The following is a 16,871-nucleotide window of genomic DNA, read 5'->3' as shown; positions in this document are numbered from 1 at the left end:
CGCGACCAAGGACGTCACGAGCTGAGGCAGTCGGTCGGTGCTTCCAGCGGTGTGGTCCCCAGCGCCTGCAGCACCAGTTCGGTGACCGCCGGATCGGTGGGCAGGTCGCCGTGGCCGGCCTGGTTGCCGGGGCAGACCTGCTGCAGCGCCACGTTGACCGCGCCGTCCACCTGGGCCGAGTCCGGGGGCGTCACCGTCTCGTCGCGTTCGGTCCACAGCGACAGCCACGGCAGCGTCGACGGGATCGGGTCCTTCGCCATCTCCTGCAGCAGCGCGCTGCCCGGCGCCAGCTGGACGCACGCCGTCGGGCAGGCGCCCGGCACCAGCGCGCCGCCCGCCGCGGCCAGGCCGGTGCCGTGCATCGGGGCGCCGAGCGTCACCACCCGGCGGGCCTGGTGCTCGCCGCCCTCGCGGCCGACCCACAGGCGGGCCACGACGCCGCCCGCGGAGTAGCCGACGACGTCCACCGAAGGCGCGCCGGCCGCGTACGCGCGTTCGACGGCCGAGGAGAGCACGGCGACCTGTTCGAGCAGGTCACCGGTGCCGTCGCCGGCCAGGGTGAGCACCTCGGTGGTGCGTCCGGTGGTCTGCCGGATGTGCGCGGCCAGCTCGTTCAGCGCGCCCTGGCCACCGCCGTACCCGGGCACGAGCAGCACCGGGCCGGGCTTGTCCTGGTCGGGTGTGCCGGCCTGCGGCGCGGCGCTGGTCCCGGACGTGACGACGACGGCCACCACGACCGCGATCACCACCACGACCGCGACGCCGCCCAGCATCAGGCGCCGTCGCGGGCTGATGCCGCGCCACCAGGCCGTGATCCGCATGCCTCCATCATGCCTTGCGGTACCGATCAGGAATCGAGAAGCGCAGGTCATCGACGCGGCCGTAGCGTGACCGGCAGCAGCGACGACAACCAGGAGTGAACATGACCATCACCGTTCTGCACCCCGTCACCGACCTGGCGAAGGCCAAGACCGTCTACGCCACCCTGCTCGGTGCCGAGCCGACGGCCGATTCGGACTACTACGTCGGGTTCGACGTCGAGGGGCAGCACATCGGGCTGGTGCCGGGCGGCGCGGCGCAGGGCATGACCGGCCCGGTGACCTACTGGCCCGTGCCGGACATCGAGGCGAAGCTCGCCGAGCTGACCGCGGCCGGTGGCACCCTCAAGGAGGCCCCGAAGGAGGTCGGCGGCGGCCGGGTGGTGGCCACCTTCACCGACCCCGACGGCAACGTGCTCGGCCTCTACCAGGACCGCTGACCGACCGGAACGACCGGACCGAAGACCATGGAGACACGATGAGCAAGGCCGCACACGAAGCCGACAGCCACGACCTGATCCGGGTGCACGGCGCGCGCGTCAACAACCTCAAGGACGTCACGGTCGAGCTGCCGAAGCGCCGGCTGACGGTGTTCACCGGGGTCTCCGGTTCGGGCAAGAGCTCGCTGGTGTTCGGCACGATCGCCGCGGAGTCGCAGCGGCTGATCAACGAGACCTACAGCGCGTTCGTGCAGGGGTTCATGCCGACGCTGGCGCGCCCCGACGTCGACGTGCTCGACGGGCTGACGACGGCGATCATCGTCGACCAGGAACGGATGGGCACCGACCCGCGCTCCACGGTCGGCACGGCGACCGACGCCAACGCGATGCTGCGGATCCTGTTCAGCCGGCTCGGGAAGCCGTACATCGGCTCGCCCCAGGCGTTCTCCTTCAACGTCGCGTCGATCAGCGGCGCCGGTGCGGTCACCCTCGAGAAGGGCGGCCGCACCACGAAGGAGCGTCGCAGCTTCAGCGTCCTCGGCGGCATGTGCCCGCGCTGCGAGGGGCGGGGCGCGGTCAACGACGTGGACCTCACCCAGCTCTACGACGAGACGAAGTCGATCAACGAGGGCGCGATCACCATCCCCGGCTACAGCATGGAGGGCTGGCACGGCCGCATCTTCCGCGGCTGCGGCTTCTTCGACGCCGACAAGCCGATCAAGAAGTTCACCAAGCGCCAGCTCGACGACCTGCTCTACAAGGAGCCGACCAAGATCAAGGTCGAGGGCATCAACCTGACGTACTCGGGGCTGGTGCCCTCGATCCAGAAGTCCATGCTGTCCAAGGACGTCGACGCGATGCAGCCGCACATCCGCGCGTTCGTCGAGCGAGCGGTCACGTTCACCACCTGCCCGGAGTGCGACGGCACGCGGCTGAGCCCGGAGGCGCGGTCGTCGAAGATCGGGAAGGTGAACATCGCGGACGCGTGCGCGATGCAGATCAGCGACCTCGCCGGCTGGGTCCGCGGCCTGAAGGCGCCGTCGGTGGCGCCGCTGCTGGAGGCGCTGGGCCACACGCTCGACTCGTTCGTCGAGATCGGCCTCGGCTACCTCTCGCTGGATCGGCCGTCGGGCACGCTGTCGGGCGGGGAAGCCCAGCGCACCAAGATGATCCGGCACCTCGGGTCGTCGCTCACCGACGTCACCTACGTCTTCGACGAGCCGACGATCGGCCTGCACCCGCACGACATCCAGCGGATGAACGAACTGCTGCTGCAGCTGCGGAACAAGGGCAACACGGTGCTCGTCGTGGAGCACAAGCCGGAGGCGATCGCGATCGCCGACCACGTCGTCGACCTCGGGCCGAAGGCCGGTTCCGAAGGTGGCGAGGTCGTCTTCGAGGGCACCGTCGCGGGATTGCGCAAGAGCGACACGACGACCGGCCGCCACCTCGACGACCGGGCCAAGCTCAAGGACGACGTCCGGAAGCCCGGCGGCGCGCTGGAAGTCCGCGGCGCCGACACGCACAACCTGCGGGACGTCGACGTCGACATCCCGCTCGGCGTGCTCACCGTCATCACCGGCGTGGCGGGCTCCGGGAAGTCGTCGCTGATCCGCGGTTCGGTCGCGGGCGCCGAGGGTGTCGTCTCGATCGACCAGGGCGCGATCCGTGGCTCGCGGCGCAGCAACCCGGCGACCTACACCGGGCTGCTCGAGCCGATCCGCAAGGCTTTCGCGAAGGAGAACGGCGTCAAGCCGGCGTTGTTCAGCGCCAACTCCGAAGGCGCCTGCCCGAACTGCAACGGCGCCGGCGTGATCTACAGCGACCTGGGCATGATGGCCGGCGTCGCGACGCCGTGCGAAGTGTGCGAGGGCAAGCGGTTCCAGGCCGAGGTGCTGGAGTACAAGTTCGGCGGCAAGGACATCAGCGAGGTCCTGTCGATGTCGGTGGCCGCGGCGGAGGAGTTCTTCAGCGGCACGCTCCCCGCGGCCCACAAGATCCTGCAGCGGCTCGCCGACGTCGGCCTCGGCTATCTCACCTTGGGCCAGCCGCTGACGACGCTGTCCGGCGGTGAGCGCCAGCGGATCAAGCTGGCCACGCACCTGGGTTCCGCGGGCGACGTCTACGTCCTCGACGAGCCGACCACCGGCCTGCACCTGGCCGACGTCGAGAACCTGCTCGGGCTGCTCGACCGGCTCGTGGACTCGGGGAAGTCGGTCATCGTGATCGAGCACCACCAGGCCGTGATGGCCCACGCGGACTGGATCGTCGACCTCGGTCCCGGCGCCGGCCACGACGGCGGCACGGTCGTGTTCGAAGGCACCCCCCGGGAACTGGTCGAGGCGCGCTCGACGCTCACCGGCGAGCACCTGGCGGCCTACGTCGGCGCTTGACGGTCTGCCGCGGCTTGTCGTGAGTGTTTAGGGCGGTTCTAACCGCCCTAAACACTCACGAGGCCGCCCCGCGCTGAACCGCGGGGCGCCACCTCACGTGTTCTCCACGGGAGTGGTGGAGCGAAGCGGGGTGGGTGGCTCATGCGGATCCGGACCACGATGCTCGTCGTGCCGTTGCTGGTGGTGGAGCTGGCCGCGTGCGGTCAACCGGTGGTGGTGGTCAAAGTCGGTACGGCGCAGCCCGTTCCGGCGCGCACCGTACCCGGGCTGGACGTGCTCGGGCGGACACCGGTGACGCCGGAAACGGACTGCGTGCGGCTCAGTTGAACGGGTCCAGCGTCAGGTAGGCCGTCGCCGGGTTGCCGTCGTTGACCAGGGACTCGTAGTTGCCGACGTCGTCGAAGGCGAAGGCGTACGCCTTGCCGTCCGCCATCTGCGCGTGGATCTTCTTCGCGTACTGGTTGGTGACGCTGTCCAAGTAGAAGCCTGCCGAGCTGGTGTCCGGCTGGTTGGCGTTCGTCAGCAGGGTCGAGCGGTTGAAGCCCGCGCAGAGCGTGCGCGAGATCTGGCCGCGGACGTCGTTCGGGGCGTCGAGGTTCTTGTAGCAGCCGAAGACGCTGTCGGAGTCGGGCTTCTGGAACGCCGTCACGAAGCCGCCGGACGTGTTCGTGAAGTTCATGACGTTGCCCGACACCCGGCCGGTGTACTTCACGCTCGGCTGGGCCGCCACCGGCGTCACCGTCAAAGCCGACGAGCTGTACTTCGTCCAGACGCGGTTGATGTAGTCCTGCAGCACGGTCGCCGGCAGCGCGCCCGCTTCGATGCCGTGGCCCGGGGCGAGCGCGCGCAGGACCGTGCCGTCCGTGCGCGTCCGGATCAGGTTGGCCCAGCCGCCGGACTGGCCGCGCAACGAGTTCAGGAAACCGTTGTACCCGCCCGCTTTCAGGTGCCCGGTGCTCTTCGTCGTGCCGCCGGCCGGCTGCACGCCGACCGCGTACGGCGCGGAGAACATGTCCACCTGGGTGCTGTTGAGCCAGAGACCGGCGTCGTTGAGCGTGTACTCCGACCAGTTGAACAGGATGTTGACGTTCGGGTCGGACGGGTTCTGCACCGCGGGCTGCACCAGGCCGCCGGTCGTGAGCTTGAAGACCAGCTTCTGCCCGTAGGAGAAGTAGATCCGGCCGGAGAACTTGGGGATCCGGATGGTGGCCGAGCCGCCGTTCGCGGGCCCGGGGATCGACGCGTCCGGCGCCGGGGTGGGCGGGTTGCCGCCGGCCGGCCAGGCGTGGAACGTGCCGTTCGCGTCGGCCCAGCCCTGCTGCCCGGTCGCCAGGTTCGTGCCCAGGTCGTAGACGTAGACCTGGTCGCCGCGGCCGGAGTTGTTGGTGATCTTCAACGGGATGGTGGCCGGGACCGCGTCGGCGGCGGGGGCGACGGCGGTCGCGAGCCCGGCGGCGACGGCCAGAGCGGAAAACCGCCGTCGGATGGGGGATCTCGTACGCACGGGGGCGCCTCCTCGTCGAGGCCGGTGATCACGAGTTGTTCAGACCACTTCAGAGTCGGTGGCGCGCGGAGACGTTGTCAAAGGCTGATAGTTATTAGCAGCCGTCCGGCCCAGCGTCCGTCGCTGAGCGGTCACGACGGCGGCGAGCACGACCGCGCCGCCGAGCAGCTGCCACCCGCCGAGGCGCTGGCCGAGCACGAGCCAACCGAGCAGGGTCGCGGCCACCGGGCTGAGCAGCCCGAGGAACGTCACGTGCGTCGGCGACAGCGCGCGGATCCCGCGGAACCACAGCGGGTACGCCAGCGCGGCGCCGATCAGCGCGAGGTAGCCGTAACCCGCGTAGTTCGCCGCGGACAGTGTCGACGGCGGCGGCCCTTCGACGGCGAGCGCGAGCGGCACGAGCACCAGCCCGCCCGCGACGAGCTGCCAGCCGGTGGTCGGCAGCAGGGGAGCGGGGGACGTCCAGCGCTTGCTCAGCACGATGCCGGTGGCCATCACGACCGCGCCGCCGACCGCCGCGGCGACACCGAGCGCGTCGAGCCGCGCGTCCGACCGCAGCACCAGCAGGCTGACGCCGGCGACGCCCGCGACGCCGGCGAGCAGAGTGCGCCGCGTCAGCCGTTCGCCGAGCAGGCCGGTGGACAGGCCCGCGACGAGCAGCGGCTGCAGGGCGCCGAGCGTCGCGGCGACGCCGCCGGGCAGCCGGTAGGCGGCGACGAACAGCAGCGCGAAGAACGCGCCGATGTTCAGGGTGCCGAGCACCAGCGACCGCCACCACCAGCTGCCGCGCGGCAGCCGCCGGGTGAGCGCGACCAGCAGGAGCCCGGCGGGCAGGGCCCGGACGACCGCGGCGAGCAGCGGGCGGCCGGGCGGGAGCAGCTCGGTCGTGACGAGGTAGGTGGAGCCCCAGATGACCGGGGCGAGGGCGGTGGCCACCCGCAGTCGATTGCTTAGCACTAAGACAACATAGCTCAGCGCTAAGGTAGATTGCCACTGCTCACTTACCGCTAAGACATCGGTTACGCTGGGCCGATGGCCGACCACGTGGACCGGGTGCTGGAGCAGTGGCACGCCGAGCGCCCCGACCTCGACGTCTCCCCGATGGCCGTGATCGGCCGGCTGTCCCGGCTGGGCGTGCTGGTCGACGCCGAGCTGCGGCGGACGTTCGCCCGGCACGGCCTGGACCACGCGACCTTCGACGTCCTCGCGACGCTGCGCCGCACCGGGCCGCCGTACCGGCTGACGCCGACGGAGCTGATGCGCTCGGCGATGGTCACCTCCGGCGCGATCACCCAGCGCCTCGACAAGCTGGAGGCCCGGGGACTGGTCCGCCGCACGCCGAACGAGGCCGACGGCCGCGGCGTGCGGGTCGAGCTGACCGACGTCGGCGGCGAGCTGATCGACCGCGCGCTGCCGGACCACGTCGCGACGGAACACCGCGTCCTCGCCGCGCTCGAAGACGACGAGCGGGAGGACCTGGCGGAGATGCTCCGGAAGCTCCTCGAGAGCCTCGGTGGCGCGGATTCCTGACGCCCCGAGGCGGCCTTGGGGCGTTCGGGACTAGGAGATCCGGCGGACCGGTTCGGCGCCCAGCAGGTAGTCCAGGTCGATGCGCCCGCCCGCCGCCGCGATCACCGCGTCGACCGCGAGGTCCACGTCGAGCTTGCGGCCGTGCTGGTCGGCGTACGCGCGCATCAGGTTGCCGATGTGGCGCTCCGGGTTGCTCCACGTCGGCCAGCGCAGCGAAGCCTGGGTCGCGAGCTTCGAGAAGTCGCGGCTGCGCGCGGTCGCGTCCAGGAGCCACTCCAGGTAGACGCGCATCGCGTGCACGGCGCTGTGACCCGGGTTCGCGACCGGCCCGTGGCCGGGCACGAGCGTCCGCGGGCGGAACGTGTCCTGCAGCCAGTCGAGCGCGTCGAGCCAGCCCGGGATCGAGCCGTGCACCGCCATCGGCGTGCTGCCGATGAACACCAGGTCGCCGGTGAACAGCGTGCCCGAACGCGGCTCGTGTACCACCAGGTCACCCGCCGTGTGCGCGGTGCCCGGTACGGCCACGACGTCGGCGACGGCGTCCCCGAGGTCGAGCCGCTTCCAGCCGACGACCGGGCGGACCGCGGCGGGTTCCGGCGGTTCCAGCACACCCCACTGGGAGCAGGTGAAGACGTTGCCGTAGGTCTGCGGCCCGGCCTTGACGACCTCGACGCTCGCGGGCGCGGCGAGCACGGTCCCGCCGTCGCGCAACGCGACCCCGACCCCGTTGTGGTGCTCACCGTGCGCGTGCGTGACGACCACGGTGAGTTGCCGCGCGCTTTCGGGCGCGTACTTGCGGACGTCGCGGACCAGTTCCAGCGTGGCCTGTTCGGTGCCGCACGTGTCGATCAGCGCGACGCCTTCACTGCCCTGGATCCAGCCACTGTTGGCGACGAACCATTCGTCCGGGCTCTTCACGTACGCCACGACCCCCGGGCGGGCGTGCCGGAGCGGGACGATGTTCGCGGTAACGGCCGGCATTGCTTTCCCTCCCTGAGCGAAGCCGTAACGGCCCGGCTTCGCAGCGTGCCGGCGTCCCGCGTGAACGGGTGGCGACCGGCGTTGCGCTTAACGACGAGGGCGCGGCCAGGTTGCGCGCTTTCTGCCGGTATTTCGACGAGTTCCCGAGGAGTTCCCGGTGGGGACGGAAACCGGCAGGTCATTCCGCATTCTGCCAGTTTCCGTCCGAAGGGGAACCTCTTCGCGAAAAAATCACGGAAAGATCAGGCCGGCACCTGCCACCGCTGGTTCGCCGTCGCGGCGCACGACCGGATCTGCAGCCGGGTGCCGTCGGCCGAGGCGTTGCCCGTCGCGTCGAGGCACTTGCCCGACTGCGGGTTCAGCAGCGTGCCGTCGGAACGGGCCTGCCACGTCTGCGCGCCGGTGCTGTTGCAGTCCCACAGCTGCACGAGCGTGCCGTCCGCGGTGCCGCTCGAGGCGACGTCCAGGCACTTGCCGAGTGCCCGCAGCGTCCCGCTCTGCGACGTCCACCGCTGCGCGCCGGTGCCGTTGCAGGTCCACAGCTGGATCGCGGTGCCGTTGGCGGTGTTCGACGCGCTGACGTCGACGCACTTGCCGCCGATCCCGGTGATCGCGCCCGACGGATTCGCGGTGCCGCCGGTGATCAGGTACGCGCTGTTCGCGACGTTCCAGTGCGTCGCCAGGTAACCGCCGGCCGGCGGGTTGGTGTTGAAGTAGTCGTCACCGCCGCAGTCGATCTGGTTCTCCGGCGCGCCGGGGCAGACCTTCACCAGCCCGCCCGGCGGGTTCGGGATGCCGCCGTCGTCGTAACACATGATGTCTTCGTCGTCCCAGCAATGGCCGTAGGGCGTGGAGTGCGGCGCGCTGCCCTGGACGGCGCCGAGGGTGTGCAGCAGTTCGTGGCCGGTCGCCTGCCACGACCAGCAGCCGGTGCCAACCGTGGCGTAGTGCGGGCCGGCGTTGTACGGGTTGTTCGCGCCGGGGCTGTCGTTGCCGCCGTTGCCGAACGCCAGGCCGCAGCCGTCCTTGTCGTACCAGACGACGTACTTGCGGTCGGCGCGGTTGTAGCCCTGCGCCTTGATGGCGTTGGTGATCGTGTCGACGGTCGCCATGTCGCCCTGCGCGATCGTCACGTTCGCGACGGTGGCGCGGCAGCTGGAATCGGTGACGTAGCGGAGGTGCCGGACGCCGCCGCCGAGCCGGCCCGCGGCCTCGACGAAGGCGTCGTCGATCTGGCTCGTGAACGTCTGGAACTGCGCGGCGAACTGGGAGTACCGGTCGGCCTGCCCGGCCCCGCGGACGTAGAGCGCCTGAACGCGCTTTCCGCTGGTGCCGTCGCCGTCGCAGACGGTCGACAGGGGCGCCGCGGCGGCGGCCGACGGCGTCCGGAGGTCGGCTGGAAGCTGTTCGGTGCCATCGTTGCCGGCGGCCCCGGCGGAGGGGAGCAACGCGGTGGCGAACACGAGGGCGGTGCTGAGCGCGGCGAGGCGCCAGGTTCTTGCGGTCACGACGAATCCGCCTTCCCGATGCGGCAGTGGACGAGAAGTACGCAGGCGGTCTAGACCACTCGGAATGATAGGAGCGGGGCCCGATGGCTGTCACTGACAAGAACGGACAGCTTGGGGTGAACCGGTCACGGATCGACGGCGCCGTCCGGTGTTCGTGGTCCGCTGAGCGGTACGGGTCTTGACAGTCGATCTAGACGGTCCATACTGGTATATACCTTTATGGGAGGGTCCGGGGATTCACGCCGGGGTAGATGAAGAGGCGTCGCGCGCTCGGGGCCGACGGGAGGTCTGAGGGGTCCTGCCGTCGGCCCGCGCGAGGCTGTCTCCTGGCCGTATGTGTTCGGTCACACGCAGTGTTGACTTCGCTACTGCGACGAACCAGGATGTCTCCTGCCATCTGGGAGGAGAAACATGGCGGGGGCGCACGTTCGCATCGACAACCGGCTGGTCCACGGGCAGGTCACCGTGGCCTGGACCCGTCGTCTCGGCGTGCGCCGGCTGCTCGTCTGCAACGACGAAGTCGCCGCCGACGACCTGCAGCGGCTGCTGCTCCCGCAGGCCGCGCGCGGCCTGCCCACCGAGGTGCTCTCGGTCGCCGACACCCTGCTCGCGCCCGCCGTCGCCGAGGCGATGATCATCGCCAAGCACCCCGAAGACGTCTTCCGCCTGGTCGAGGGCGGGCTGCTGCCCGAGGTCGTGAACGTCGGCAACGCCGCGCCCCGGCCCGGCCCCGGGTACACGATGGTCACCCGCTCGATCGCGGTCACCGCGGACGAGGCGGCCGGCTACCGGAAGCTGGCCGCGGCCGGCGTCCCGGTCGTCACCCAACTCATGCCCCAGGACAAACCCGCCGACTTCGTCGCGCTGCTCGACCGAAAGGGGCTGTGAGCCCGGAATGCTCGTCGCTCTGGCCCTGACCGTCTGGGCCGTCTACTGCACCTACGACGGGCTCGGCCCGTTCCTGATCTACGCCCAGCGCCCGCTGATCGCCGGTTCGGTCGCCGGCCTGATCACCGGCAACCCGCTGCTCGGCCTGCTGATCGGCGCGACGCTGGAACTGGCCGCGCTCGGCGTCTACACCTACGGCGGCGCGACGATCCCGGACTACCAGACCGGCGCGATCGTCGGCACCGCGCTGGCCGCGGGCGCCGCCGGGGGCACGTCCGCGCAGGTCGCGGTCGGGCTCGGCGTCGGGCTGCCGGCGGCTGTCCTGCTGTCCGCGCTGGACCCGGTCGGCAAGATGGTCACGACCGGGCTGGTGCACCGCGCCGACTCCTACGCCGCCGACGGCAACGCGCGCGGGATGGCGATGATCCACTGGGTGAGCCTCGTCCCGTGGGTCGCGGTGCGCGCCATCCCGACGTTCCTCGCCGCGCTCGCCGCGTCCGGCGGGCTGGTCAAGGACATCACGGCGAACATCCCGGCCGGGTTCGTGGACGGCATGACGCTGGCCGGTTCGCTGCTGCCCGCGGTCGGCTTCGCGCTGCTGCTGAGCATGATGGAGCTGCCGAAGTACTGGTACCTGCTGCTCATCGGCTTCGTCGGGTTCGCCTACCTGCACCTGCCCGTGCTGGGCGTCGCGCTGGTCGGCGTCGCGGTGGCGATGCTGTTCGTGACGTTCAGCCGCGAGGAACCGGCGGTCGTGCCGTCCGCGGCGGAAGGCGCTCCGGCCGGCGAAGAGTCCACTGTGGACCCCCGGCTGACCAAGCAGGACCTGCGCCGCGCCTACCGCCGGTACTTCTGGTCGAGCCAGATCTCCTGGAACTACGAACGGATGCAGGCGCTCGGCTTCGCGTACGCGATGGAACCGGTGCTGCGCCGGCTCTACCCCGACAAGGGCGACTACGCCGCCGGGCTGCAGCGGCACATGCAGTTCTTCAACACCTCGGTGCTCGTCGGCGGGCCGCTGATCCTCGGCTCCGCCGTCGCGCTGGAAGAAGCGGGCACGCCGACGTCGGCCGCGAGCACCAAGGTCGCCCTGATGGGCCCGCTCGCCGGCATCGGCGACACCCTCGTTTTCGCGCTGTACAACAGCATCATCTTCACCATGGGCGCGTCCTGGGCCCTGCAGGGCAACTGGCTCGGCCCGGTGTTCGCCGCCGTCATGGTGCTCGTGCCCTACGCGCTCATCCGGCGCTGGCAGTTCGGGTTCGCGTACCGTGAAGGGAAGCGGCTGGCCGGGCACCTCGCGGCCGGCGCGCTGGCCCGCGTCGCGCAGGGAGCGACGGTGCTCGGGTTCGTGGTGCTCGGCGGGTTCATCCCGTCGATCGTCAAGGTCGTCACCACGCTGACCTACCGGCAGACCACCACCGTCCAGGGCAAGCCCGTGACGCAGGCGGTGGCGATCCAGGACCGGCTCGACGAGCTGGTGCCGTTCCTGCTGCCGGTGCTGGTCACGGCGGGGGTGTACCTGCTGGTGGTGAAGGCCCGGATGCGGCCGATCTGGATCATCGCGGTCGTCATGGTGGCCGGCGTCGCACTGGGGTGGCTCGGCTGGTTCGCTCCCGCCGGGCCTGCGAAGAGTTAGGAGCCCGTCATGTCGATCCCGATCATTCTCGCGGGGCACGGCAGCCTGCCTTCGGGCGTCGGCGAAGCGGCCGAGATGATCCTCGGCCCGCAGTCGCGGCTGCAGGTCTGCGAGCTGAACCCGGCCGACCGGCCGGAGGACTTCGGCGCCCGGCTGCGGGAGCTGGCCGGCGCCGCCACCGAGCTGCTCGTGCTCGCCGACCTGCACGGCGGCTCGCCGTTCAACGCCGTCCGCACCTTCGCGGCCGGCGGGCCGGCCCGCGTCGAGCTGGTGTCCGGGCTGAACCTGCCGATGCTGCTGGAAGTGCTGTTGCACCCCGCCGGCGATGTCACCGAGCTGGCCGGGGTGGCCCGCGCCGCCGGCCGGGACGGCGTCGTCGACGTCCTGGAATCCACCTGGTGACCGCCTCGCTCCTGCTCGCCGCGCAGGACGTGCGGATCACCCCCGGTCCCGGGCACCCCCTCGGCGGCTACCTGGCCCGCAACGGCGTCGCGACCGGCACCCACGACGACCTCGAGGCGTCGCTGATCTGGCTGTCCACCGAAGACGACCCCGGCGTGCTGTGGGTGGCGCTGGACGCGCTGGCCGTGGACGCCGGGCTCACCCGCACCCTGGCCGACGCCGTCGCCGACGCGGTCGGCATCAACCCCGAGCGCGTGCTCGTCTGCGCGTCGCACACGCACTCCGGGCCCGAGGGCTGGACCGGCCCGCTGCACCCCGGGCTGCCCGGGCAGCGGGACACCGGCCTGGTCGAGCGCATGACGGAGAAGGTCACCGGCGCCGCGGCCCTGCTGCGCGCCTGCCGAAGACGGGTCCGGGCCCGGTGGCACGCGGGCGAGACCGAGGCCGTCGGCAGCAACCGCTATGACCCCGACGGCCCGCACGACACGTCGTTCGGCGTCCTCGAACTGCGGCGCGACGACGACACGCCGGCCGCTCTGCTGTTCGACTACGCCAGCCACCCCACGGTGCTGGGCCCGGAGAACCTGAGCTGGTCCGCGGACTGGCCGGGCGCGACCCGCCGTGAGCTGGCCGCGCTGATCGGCCGGCCGGTCGCGGCGTTCCTGCAGGGCGCGGCGGGCGACGCCAGCTCCCGCTTCGTCCGCCGCGGCCGCGACCACGAGGAGGTCCGCACCCTCGGCGGCCACCTCGCGACATCGATCTCGCGGACGCTCGAGGCCGCGTCCCCGGCGGCGGCCACCGGCCCGGTCCGGCTGACCCGGTCGTCGCTGTACCTGCCCTACCGCGACGTCCCGTCGATCGCGGACAGCCTGGAGCTACGGGAGTCGGCCGAAGGCGAGTGGCAGCGCGAACTCGCCCGCCACGGCTCGGACCACCCGTCGGTCCGGATCGCGCAGACCCGCTACGAAGGGTGCGCGATGCTCGCCGTGATGGCGGCCAGCGACCGGCCCACGGGGTGCGCGGAGGTGCCGGTCAGCGTGGTGTCCCTGGGGGAGATCGCCTGGCTGCACACGCCGTTCGAGCTGTTCGCGTCCCTGGGGTTGCGGATCCGCCGCGGCAGCCCGTTCCGGCACACGCGGGTGATCGGCTACACGGACGGTTACCTCGGGTACCTGCCGGACGCGAACGGCCACCGCGACGGCATCTACGAGTCGTACGTGACGCTCTTCGGCCCGGACGCGGCGGAGGTGCTGGTGGAGCACTGCTCGAAACTGCTCAAGAGCCACTACGCCTAGGGAGTGGCCTGTAAGCGGTTGAGCTGGACCTCTGGTAATCGTGTGCGGTGGTTGGCCGAGGAGAACTGACAGACCGGCATGGGCAGTGATCGAACCGCTGCTGCCACCGCAACAAAGCGGTGGCCGGCGGTGGCGGGATCACCGCCAGGTGATCAACGCGATCCTCTGGAAACCGCGGCTGTGGACTGCAGACGGGACCTGGGACAAGATCCTCGACCACGTCATCGTCAAAGACGACTCCGTCGGCGACCTCGAATGGGTCATCTCGGTGGACTCCAGCGTGGTCAGGGCGCACCGGCATTCCGCCGGTGCCCGGAAAAAGGGGATGCGGCAGCGACACCGAAGCCCTCGCCCTCGACGGAGAAGGACTCGGGCGGTCCCGAGGCGGACTGGGCACGAAGATCCATCTCGCCGTCGACAACCGTGGCCTGCCGATACGGTTCCTGCTCACTCCGGGCCAGGCCGGGGACAATCCGCAGTTGGTGCCGTTGCTGGATGGCATCAGCGTCGCCCGGATCGGGCCGGGCCGGCCACGATGTCGGCCGGAGGCGGTGATCGCGGACAAGGCGTATTCGCATCCCTTCACCCGTGAGGCGATGCGCCGACGGCGGATCACCTTCGTCAGCCCCGAACGTGATGACCAGATCGCCCGCCGTAAAGGCGAAGGGTTCCCGCGGCGGGCGGCCCCCGTCTTCGATGCGGAGGTCTACAAGCAGCGCAACGTTGTGGAGCGGTGCTTCAACCGGCTCAAACAGTTCCGTGACTGGCCACCCGCTACGCCAAACGTGCTGCCTACTACCAGGCCGAACTGACTATCGCCGCGATCGTCCTCTGGCTCCGATGACTTGCAGGACACTTCCTAGTCGCCGCCGCGGCGCCGACACGGTGACTGGAAGGGGCTTAGCCGCCGCTGCGGCGGGCCTGGGTGAAGACCGTGTAGCGGTCCGCGCGGTAGAGCGAGCGGCCTGCCTCGATCACGCCGCCGCTCTGGTCGTGCAACGTGCCCTCGATGATCAGGCACGGCTGGGTGGCCTCGATGCCCAGCAGGCCCGCGTCGTGGGTGTTCGGGAGGACCGCGGAGATCGCCGTGTCGTTCCAGTCGGCCCGGACGCCCCAGCGCTCCTCCAGCGTGCGGTGCAGGGACTGCGTCTCCCAGTCGAACAGCTCGATGTCCGGGAACCGGTCGACCGACAGGTTGGTGCGCTCGACCGCGAACGGCTCGTCCTCGACGTACCGCAGCCGCTCCAGCCGGAACACCCGCGCGCCCGGGGGCACGTTCAGGCGGCCGGCGATGCGGGGGCCCGCGTTTTCGATTTCGGCGTGCAGCACCTTCGTCTTGGGGACGACGCCCCGGGCGTTCATGTCCTCGGTGAACGACGTCAGCATGTCGATGTGCGCCGCCTGCCGCTGGGCGGTGAACGTCGCCGTGCCGTGCTGGCGGTAGAGGACGCCGTCGGCGACCAGGCGGTTGATCTCCTGGCGGACGGTGCCGCGGGCGACCTGGAAGTGCTCGGCGAGGAACCGTTCGGACGGCATCAGCCGGCCGGGGCCCGCCTCCGTCGCGACGCTTTCGATGATTTCGCGGAGCTGGTCGCCTTTCGGCCGCCCCGGCTCCAGTGCGTCCGGGAGCCGGAGATCGCTCGCGGGGACGTGCTTCGGACGGGGCATGGCCTCAGTATGTCGCGCCGCCCCGGATGTGGTCACACCCAGCCGGGGGACGAGGCCGCTGTGGACCCGGTCCGGCGGCGGACGCCTGACCTGGGCGGGTGCACACCGGGACCCGAACTGTGCACACACGGTCACGACGTGGGCTTCCGTCCGTGCCTACTACTCGGTAGTTCTTTTCCGAGCAGCGGAGAAACCGCTGGAGAAAGGACCGATGATGACGTTCACCAGCGTCAAACGCGCTTGTGCGGTGGTCGCGCTGACCGCGGCGGCGGCCGGGTTCGGCGGCGTGCCCGCGCAGGCCGGGACCCTGACCGTCCAAAGTGGAAGCGGGACCATCAGCGACCCGTGGGTGCCGACGCGCGCCGCCCACATCACCTGCTCGTCCGCCACGCTCTTCGGCAACTACACGGCCGGGCAGGGGCATTCGGACCCGATCGACACGCTCGTGCAGGGCAACTACATCGGCGTCCGGTACATCACGTCGGACCACAACTCGGCCGACGTCTTCTGGCACGGCGCGAGCAAGTGGGGCTTCCTGCTCCGCAGCTGCTTCTCACTGGACTGACGGGAGAAAAGACATGACCACAGCACGCATCGCCGGCGGTCTCGCGGCCGCGACGCTCGCCGTGTCCGCGGCGATCACCCTCGCCCCCGCCGCTTCGGCGGGGACCGTCCACGAGATCTGCGCCACCGACCTGTACGTCCGGACGCAGCCCGCCGGCGTCATCGTCGGCACGCTCTACCGCGGCGACCACTTCGAGCTGTCGCGGTACTCGCCCAGCGGTGACTGGGCCGAGGGTTACGCCATGGGCAACGTCAACAAGAGAGGCTGGGTCCAGTCGGGCTGGTTCTGCTGAGTCACGGCACCTTCAGCGAGAGCACGCCGGGCACCGTGATCCGTCGGCCGTAGGGGTTCGCGCGGCCGCCGATCGCCAGGACCCGGTGCGGTGCGCCGGCGGTGCAGACCACCGACGACCGGCCGTGGGGGAGCAGCGTGGCGAGCAGGTGCCACGCTCCGGTGCCCAGGTCGAGGACCTCGGTCGTGCGGTCGCGCGCGACCGGGTCCTCGGCCGCCGGTTCGCTGCCGACGACCACGATCCGGTCGCCGAGCAGCGCCACGCCGGGGAGCACCCGCCGCTTGTGCATCGGGGCCACGGCTTCCCAGGTGTCCGTTTCGGGGGAGTACCGCTCCACCGAGTCGAGCACGTCCTGCGGCCCGCCGGCCAGCCCGCCGATCGCGTACAGGTGGGTTTCCGTCGCGAGCAGCCGGAACCGGGCTCGGGGGGTGCGCATCGGGGCCACCGGGTCCCAGCGCTTCTCGGCCGGGTCGAAGACGTGCACCGCGTCCGAGGCGCTGTCCCCGGCGCTGCCGCCCGCGACGTAGAGCAGGTCGCCGAGACCGGCGGCCGAAGCCTCGGCGAGCGGGCGGGGCAGGGGCGGAGCCGGGCTCCACTCGTCGAGCCGCGGGTCGTAGCGGTCGACGGCGTCGGTGGAGCCGTCGCCGACGGTGCCGCCGGCGACGTAGACCCGGCCGCCGGTCACGCCGACGGCGTGGTCGCAGCGCGGGGCCGGCATCGGGCTGACGTGGTGCCACGCGCCGCTGCCCGTCACCTTGCGGGTCTCGACGGAGCTGTGACCGGCGGTCCCGTCGGTGCCGCCGATGACGAAGATGTCGTCGCCGGCGCGCGCCACCTCGTGGCCGAACCTGGGAGACAGCAGCGGCGGCCGGTACTTCCAGGAGTCGTTCATCGTTCCCACCCTCTTCGCGCGTCGCGATTCGCGGCCAGAGTCTCCGCGGCGGGGTG

The 16,871-nt window shown here is 71.1% G+C and carries 17 protein-coding genes and 1 pseudogene; 11 read left to right on the top strand and 7 right to left on the bottom strand.

Features of this window, described 5'->3' with window-relative positions:
• Positions 1–14 precede the first annotated feature (14 nt).
• Positions 15–821, bottom strand: coding sequence for a PGAP1-like alpha/beta domain-containing protein (locus OG494_RS29855; RefSeq protein ID WP_328444338.1), 807 nt, complete (start codon positions 819–821; stop codon positions 15–17).
• Positions 822–922: 101 nt separating this feature from the next.
• Here OG494_RS29855 and OG494_RS29850 point away from each other — a divergent pair, with 101 nt between their 5' ends.
• The 3 genes from OG494_RS29850 (at position 923) to OG494_RS29840 (ending at position 3,978) form a co-directional block, all read left to right on the top strand.
• Positions 923–1,258: a VOC family protein gene (locus OG494_RS29850; protein ID WP_328444336.1), complete on the top strand. Its 336-nt coding sequence runs from the start codon at positions 923–925 to the stop codon at positions 1,256–1,258.
• A gap of 38 nt (positions 1,259–1,296) precedes the next feature.
• Positions 1,297–3,651, top strand: coding sequence for an excinuclease ABC subunit UvrA (locus OG494_RS29845; protein WP_328444334.1), 2,355 nt, complete (start codon positions 1,297–1,299; stop codon positions 3,649–3,651).
• A 141-nt stretch (positions 3,652–3,792) separates the two neighbouring features.
• Positions 3,793–3,978 carry a hypothetical protein gene (locus tag OG494_RS29840; protein ID WP_328444333.1) on the top strand — a complete coding sequence of 62 codons (186 nt, stop codon included), beginning with the start codon at positions 3,793–3,795 and terminating at the stop codon, positions 3,976–3,978.
• On the opposite strand, the gene OG494_RS29835 is transcribed toward OG494_RS29840, so the two are convergent.
• Together OG494_RS29835 and OG494_RS29830 are read right to left on the bottom strand one after the other, a co-directional pair.
• Positions 3,971–5,155, bottom strand: coding sequence for a glycoside hydrolase family 64 protein (locus OG494_RS29835; protein ID WP_328444331.1), 1,185 nt, complete (start codon positions 5,153–5,155; stop codon positions 3,971–3,973). The genes OG494_RS29840 and OG494_RS29835 overlap by 8 nt on opposite strands.
• 39 nt (positions 5,156–5,194) lie before the next feature.
• Positions 5,195–6,112, bottom strand: a complete 918-nt coding sequence (locus tag OG494_RS29830; protein WP_328444329.1) for an EamA family transporter — start codon at positions 6,110–6,112, stop codon at positions 5,195–5,197.
• Positions 6,113–6,187: 75 nt separating this feature from the next.
• Between OG494_RS29830 and OG494_RS29825 the strand changes: the two genes are divergently transcribed.
• Positions 6,188–6,685 (top strand): MarR family winged helix-turn-helix transcriptional regulator, encoded by a 498-nt coding sequence (locus OG494_RS29825; protein WP_328444327.1) that lies wholly within the window; start codon positions 6,188–6,190, stop codon positions 6,683–6,685.
• 30 nt (positions 6,686–6,715) lie between these two features.
• Here the strand turns inward: OG494_RS29825 and OG494_RS29820 are convergent, their stop codons facing one another.
• Both OG494_RS29820 and OG494_RS29815 read right to left on the bottom strand, forming a co-directional pair.
• Positions 6,716–7,666: an MBL fold metallo-hydrolase gene (locus tag OG494_RS29820; RefSeq protein ID WP_328444325.1), complete on the bottom strand. Its 951-nt coding sequence runs from the start codon at positions 7,664–7,666 to the stop codon at positions 6,716–6,718.
• A gap of 242 nt (positions 7,667–7,908) precedes the next feature.
• Positions 7,909–9,174 carry a ricin-type beta-trefoil lectin domain protein gene (locus OG494_RS29815; RefSeq protein WP_328444323.1) on the bottom strand — a complete coding sequence of 422 codons (1,266 nt, stop codon included), beginning with the start codon at positions 9,172–9,174 and terminating at the stop codon, positions 7,909–7,911.
• A 411-nt stretch (positions 9,175–9,585) separates the two neighbouring features.
• Between OG494_RS29815 and OG494_RS29810 the strand changes: the two genes are divergently transcribed.
• The 5 genes and pseudogenes from OG494_RS29810 (at position 9,586) to OG494_RS29790 (ending at position 14,242) form a co-directional block, all read left to right on the top strand.
• Positions 9,586–10,062: a PTS sugar transporter subunit IIB gene (locus OG494_RS29810; RefSeq protein WP_328444322.1), complete on the top strand. Its 477-nt coding sequence runs from the start codon at positions 9,586–9,588 to the stop codon at positions 10,060–10,062.
• Between the two features lie 7 nt (positions 10,063–10,069).
• On the top strand, positions 10,070–11,701 hold the full coding sequence (locus tag OG494_RS29805; RefSeq protein ID WP_328444320.1) for a PTS system mannose/fructose/sorbose family transporter subunit IID: 1,632 nt from the start codon (positions 10,070–10,072) through the stop codon (positions 11,699–11,701).
• A gap of 9 nt (positions 11,702–11,710) precedes the next feature.
• Positions 11,711–12,103 carry a PTS sugar transporter subunit IIA gene (locus OG494_RS29800; protein WP_328444318.1) on the top strand — a complete coding sequence of 131 codons (393 nt, stop codon included), beginning with the start codon at positions 11,711–11,713 and terminating at the stop codon, positions 12,101–12,103.
• A complete protein-coding gene (locus OG494_RS29795; RefSeq protein ID WP_328444316.1) occupies positions 12,100–13,398 on the top strand; it encodes a hypothetical protein in 1,299 nt (432 codons plus the stop codon). Before OG494_RS29800 ends, OG494_RS29795 begins: the two co-directional genes overlap by 4 nt.
• A 47-nt stretch (positions 13,399–13,445) precedes the next feature.
• Positions 13,446–14,242, top strand: a pseudogene (locus OG494_RS29790) (IS5 family transposase).
• Positions 14,243–14,298: 56 nt separating this feature from the next.
• On the opposite strand, the gene OG494_RS29785 reads toward OG494_RS29790, so the two are convergent.
• The gene (locus OG494_RS29785) at positions 14,299–15,066 is read right to left on the bottom strand and encodes a GntR family transcriptional regulator (protein ID WP_328444314.1); all 768 of its coding nucleotides are present in this window, start codon (positions 15,064–15,066) and stop codon (positions 14,299–14,301) included.
• A gap of 214 nt (positions 15,067–15,280) precedes the next feature.
• Here OG494_RS29785 and OG494_RS29780 point away from each other — a divergent pair, with 214 nt between their 5' ends.
• Both OG494_RS29780 and OG494_RS29775 read left to right on the top strand, forming a co-directional pair.
• Positions 15,281–15,631 (top strand): hypothetical protein, encoded by a 351-nt coding sequence (locus tag OG494_RS29780; protein WP_328444312.1) that lies wholly within the window; start codon positions 15,281–15,283, stop codon positions 15,629–15,631.
• A gap of 13 nt (positions 15,632–15,644) precedes the next feature.
• Positions 15,645–15,923, top strand: a complete 279-nt coding sequence (locus OG494_RS29775; RefSeq protein ID WP_247061473.1) for a hypothetical protein — start codon at positions 15,645–15,647, stop codon at positions 15,921–15,923.
• A 1-nt stretch (position 15,924) separates the two neighbouring features.
• Here OG494_RS29775 and OG494_RS29770 read toward each other — a convergent pair whose 3' ends face one another.
• Complete coding sequence (locus OG494_RS29770) at positions 15,925–16,815, bottom strand: Kelch repeat-containing protein (RefSeq protein ID WP_328444310.1); 891 nt, start codon at positions 16,813–16,815, stop codon at positions 15,925–15,927.
• Positions 16,816–16,871: the final 56 nt, after the last annotated feature.

It is taken from the genome of Amycolatopsis sp. NBC_00438, from assembly GCF_036026695.1.
Lineage (GTDB): Bacteria > Actinomycetota > Actinomycetes > Mycobacteriales > Pseudonocardiaceae > Amycolatopsis.
This window is presented reverse-complemented; position numbering and strand designations above follow the sequence as displayed.

Excerpts from the sequence above, each read along its gene's own strand:
- OG494_RS29855 (WP_328444338.1), bottom strand. The coding sequence starts at position 821 with ATGCGGATCACGGCCTGGTGGCGCGGCATCAGCCCGCGACGGCGCCTG.
- OG494_RS29850 (WP_328444336.1), top strand. The coding sequence starts at position 923 with ATGACCATCACCGTTCTGCACCCCGTCACCGACCTGGCGAAGGCCAAG.
- OG494_RS29845 (WP_328444334.1), top strand. The coding sequence starts at position 1,297 with ATGAGCAAGGCCGCACACGAAGCCGACAGCCACGACCTGATCCGGGTG.
- OG494_RS29840 (WP_328444333.1), top strand. The coding sequence starts at position 3,793 with ATGCGGATCCGGACCACGATGCTCGTCGTGCCGTTGCTGGTGGTGGAG.
- OG494_RS29825 (WP_328444327.1), top strand. The coding sequence starts at position 6,188 with ATGGCCGACCACGTGGACCGGGTGCTGGAGCAGTGGCACGCCGAGCGC.
- OG494_RS29820 (WP_328444325.1), bottom strand. The coding sequence starts at position 7,666 with ATGCCGGCCGTTACCGCGAACATCGTCCCGCTCCGGCACGCCCGCCCG.
- OG494_RS29810 (WP_328444322.1), top strand. The coding sequence starts at position 9,586 with ATGGCGGGGGCGCACGTTCGCATCGACAACCGGCTGGTCCACGGGCAG.
- OG494_RS29805 (WP_328444320.1), top strand. The coding sequence starts at position 10,070 with ATGCTCGTCGCTCTGGCCCTGACCGTCTGGGCCGTCTACTGCACCTAC.
- OG494_RS29800 (WP_328444318.1), top strand. The coding sequence starts at position 11,711 with ATGTCGATCCCGATCATTCTCGCGGGGCACGGCAGCCTGCCTTCGGGC.
- OG494_RS29785 (WP_328444314.1), bottom strand. The coding sequence starts at position 15,066 with ATGCCCCGTCCGAAGCACGTCCCCGCGAGCGATCTCCGGCTCCCGGAC.
- OG494_RS29780 (WP_328444312.1), top strand. The coding sequence starts at position 15,281 with ATGACGTTCACCAGCGTCAAACGCGCTTGTGCGGTGGTCGCGCTGACC.
- OG494_RS29775 (WP_247061473.1), top strand. The coding sequence starts at position 15,645 with ATGACCACAGCACGCATCGCCGGCGGTCTCGCGGCCGCGACGCTCGCC.
- OG494_RS29770 (WP_328444310.1), bottom strand. The coding sequence starts at position 16,815 with ATGAACGACTCCTGGAAGTACCGGCCGCCGCTGCTGTCTCCCAGGTTC.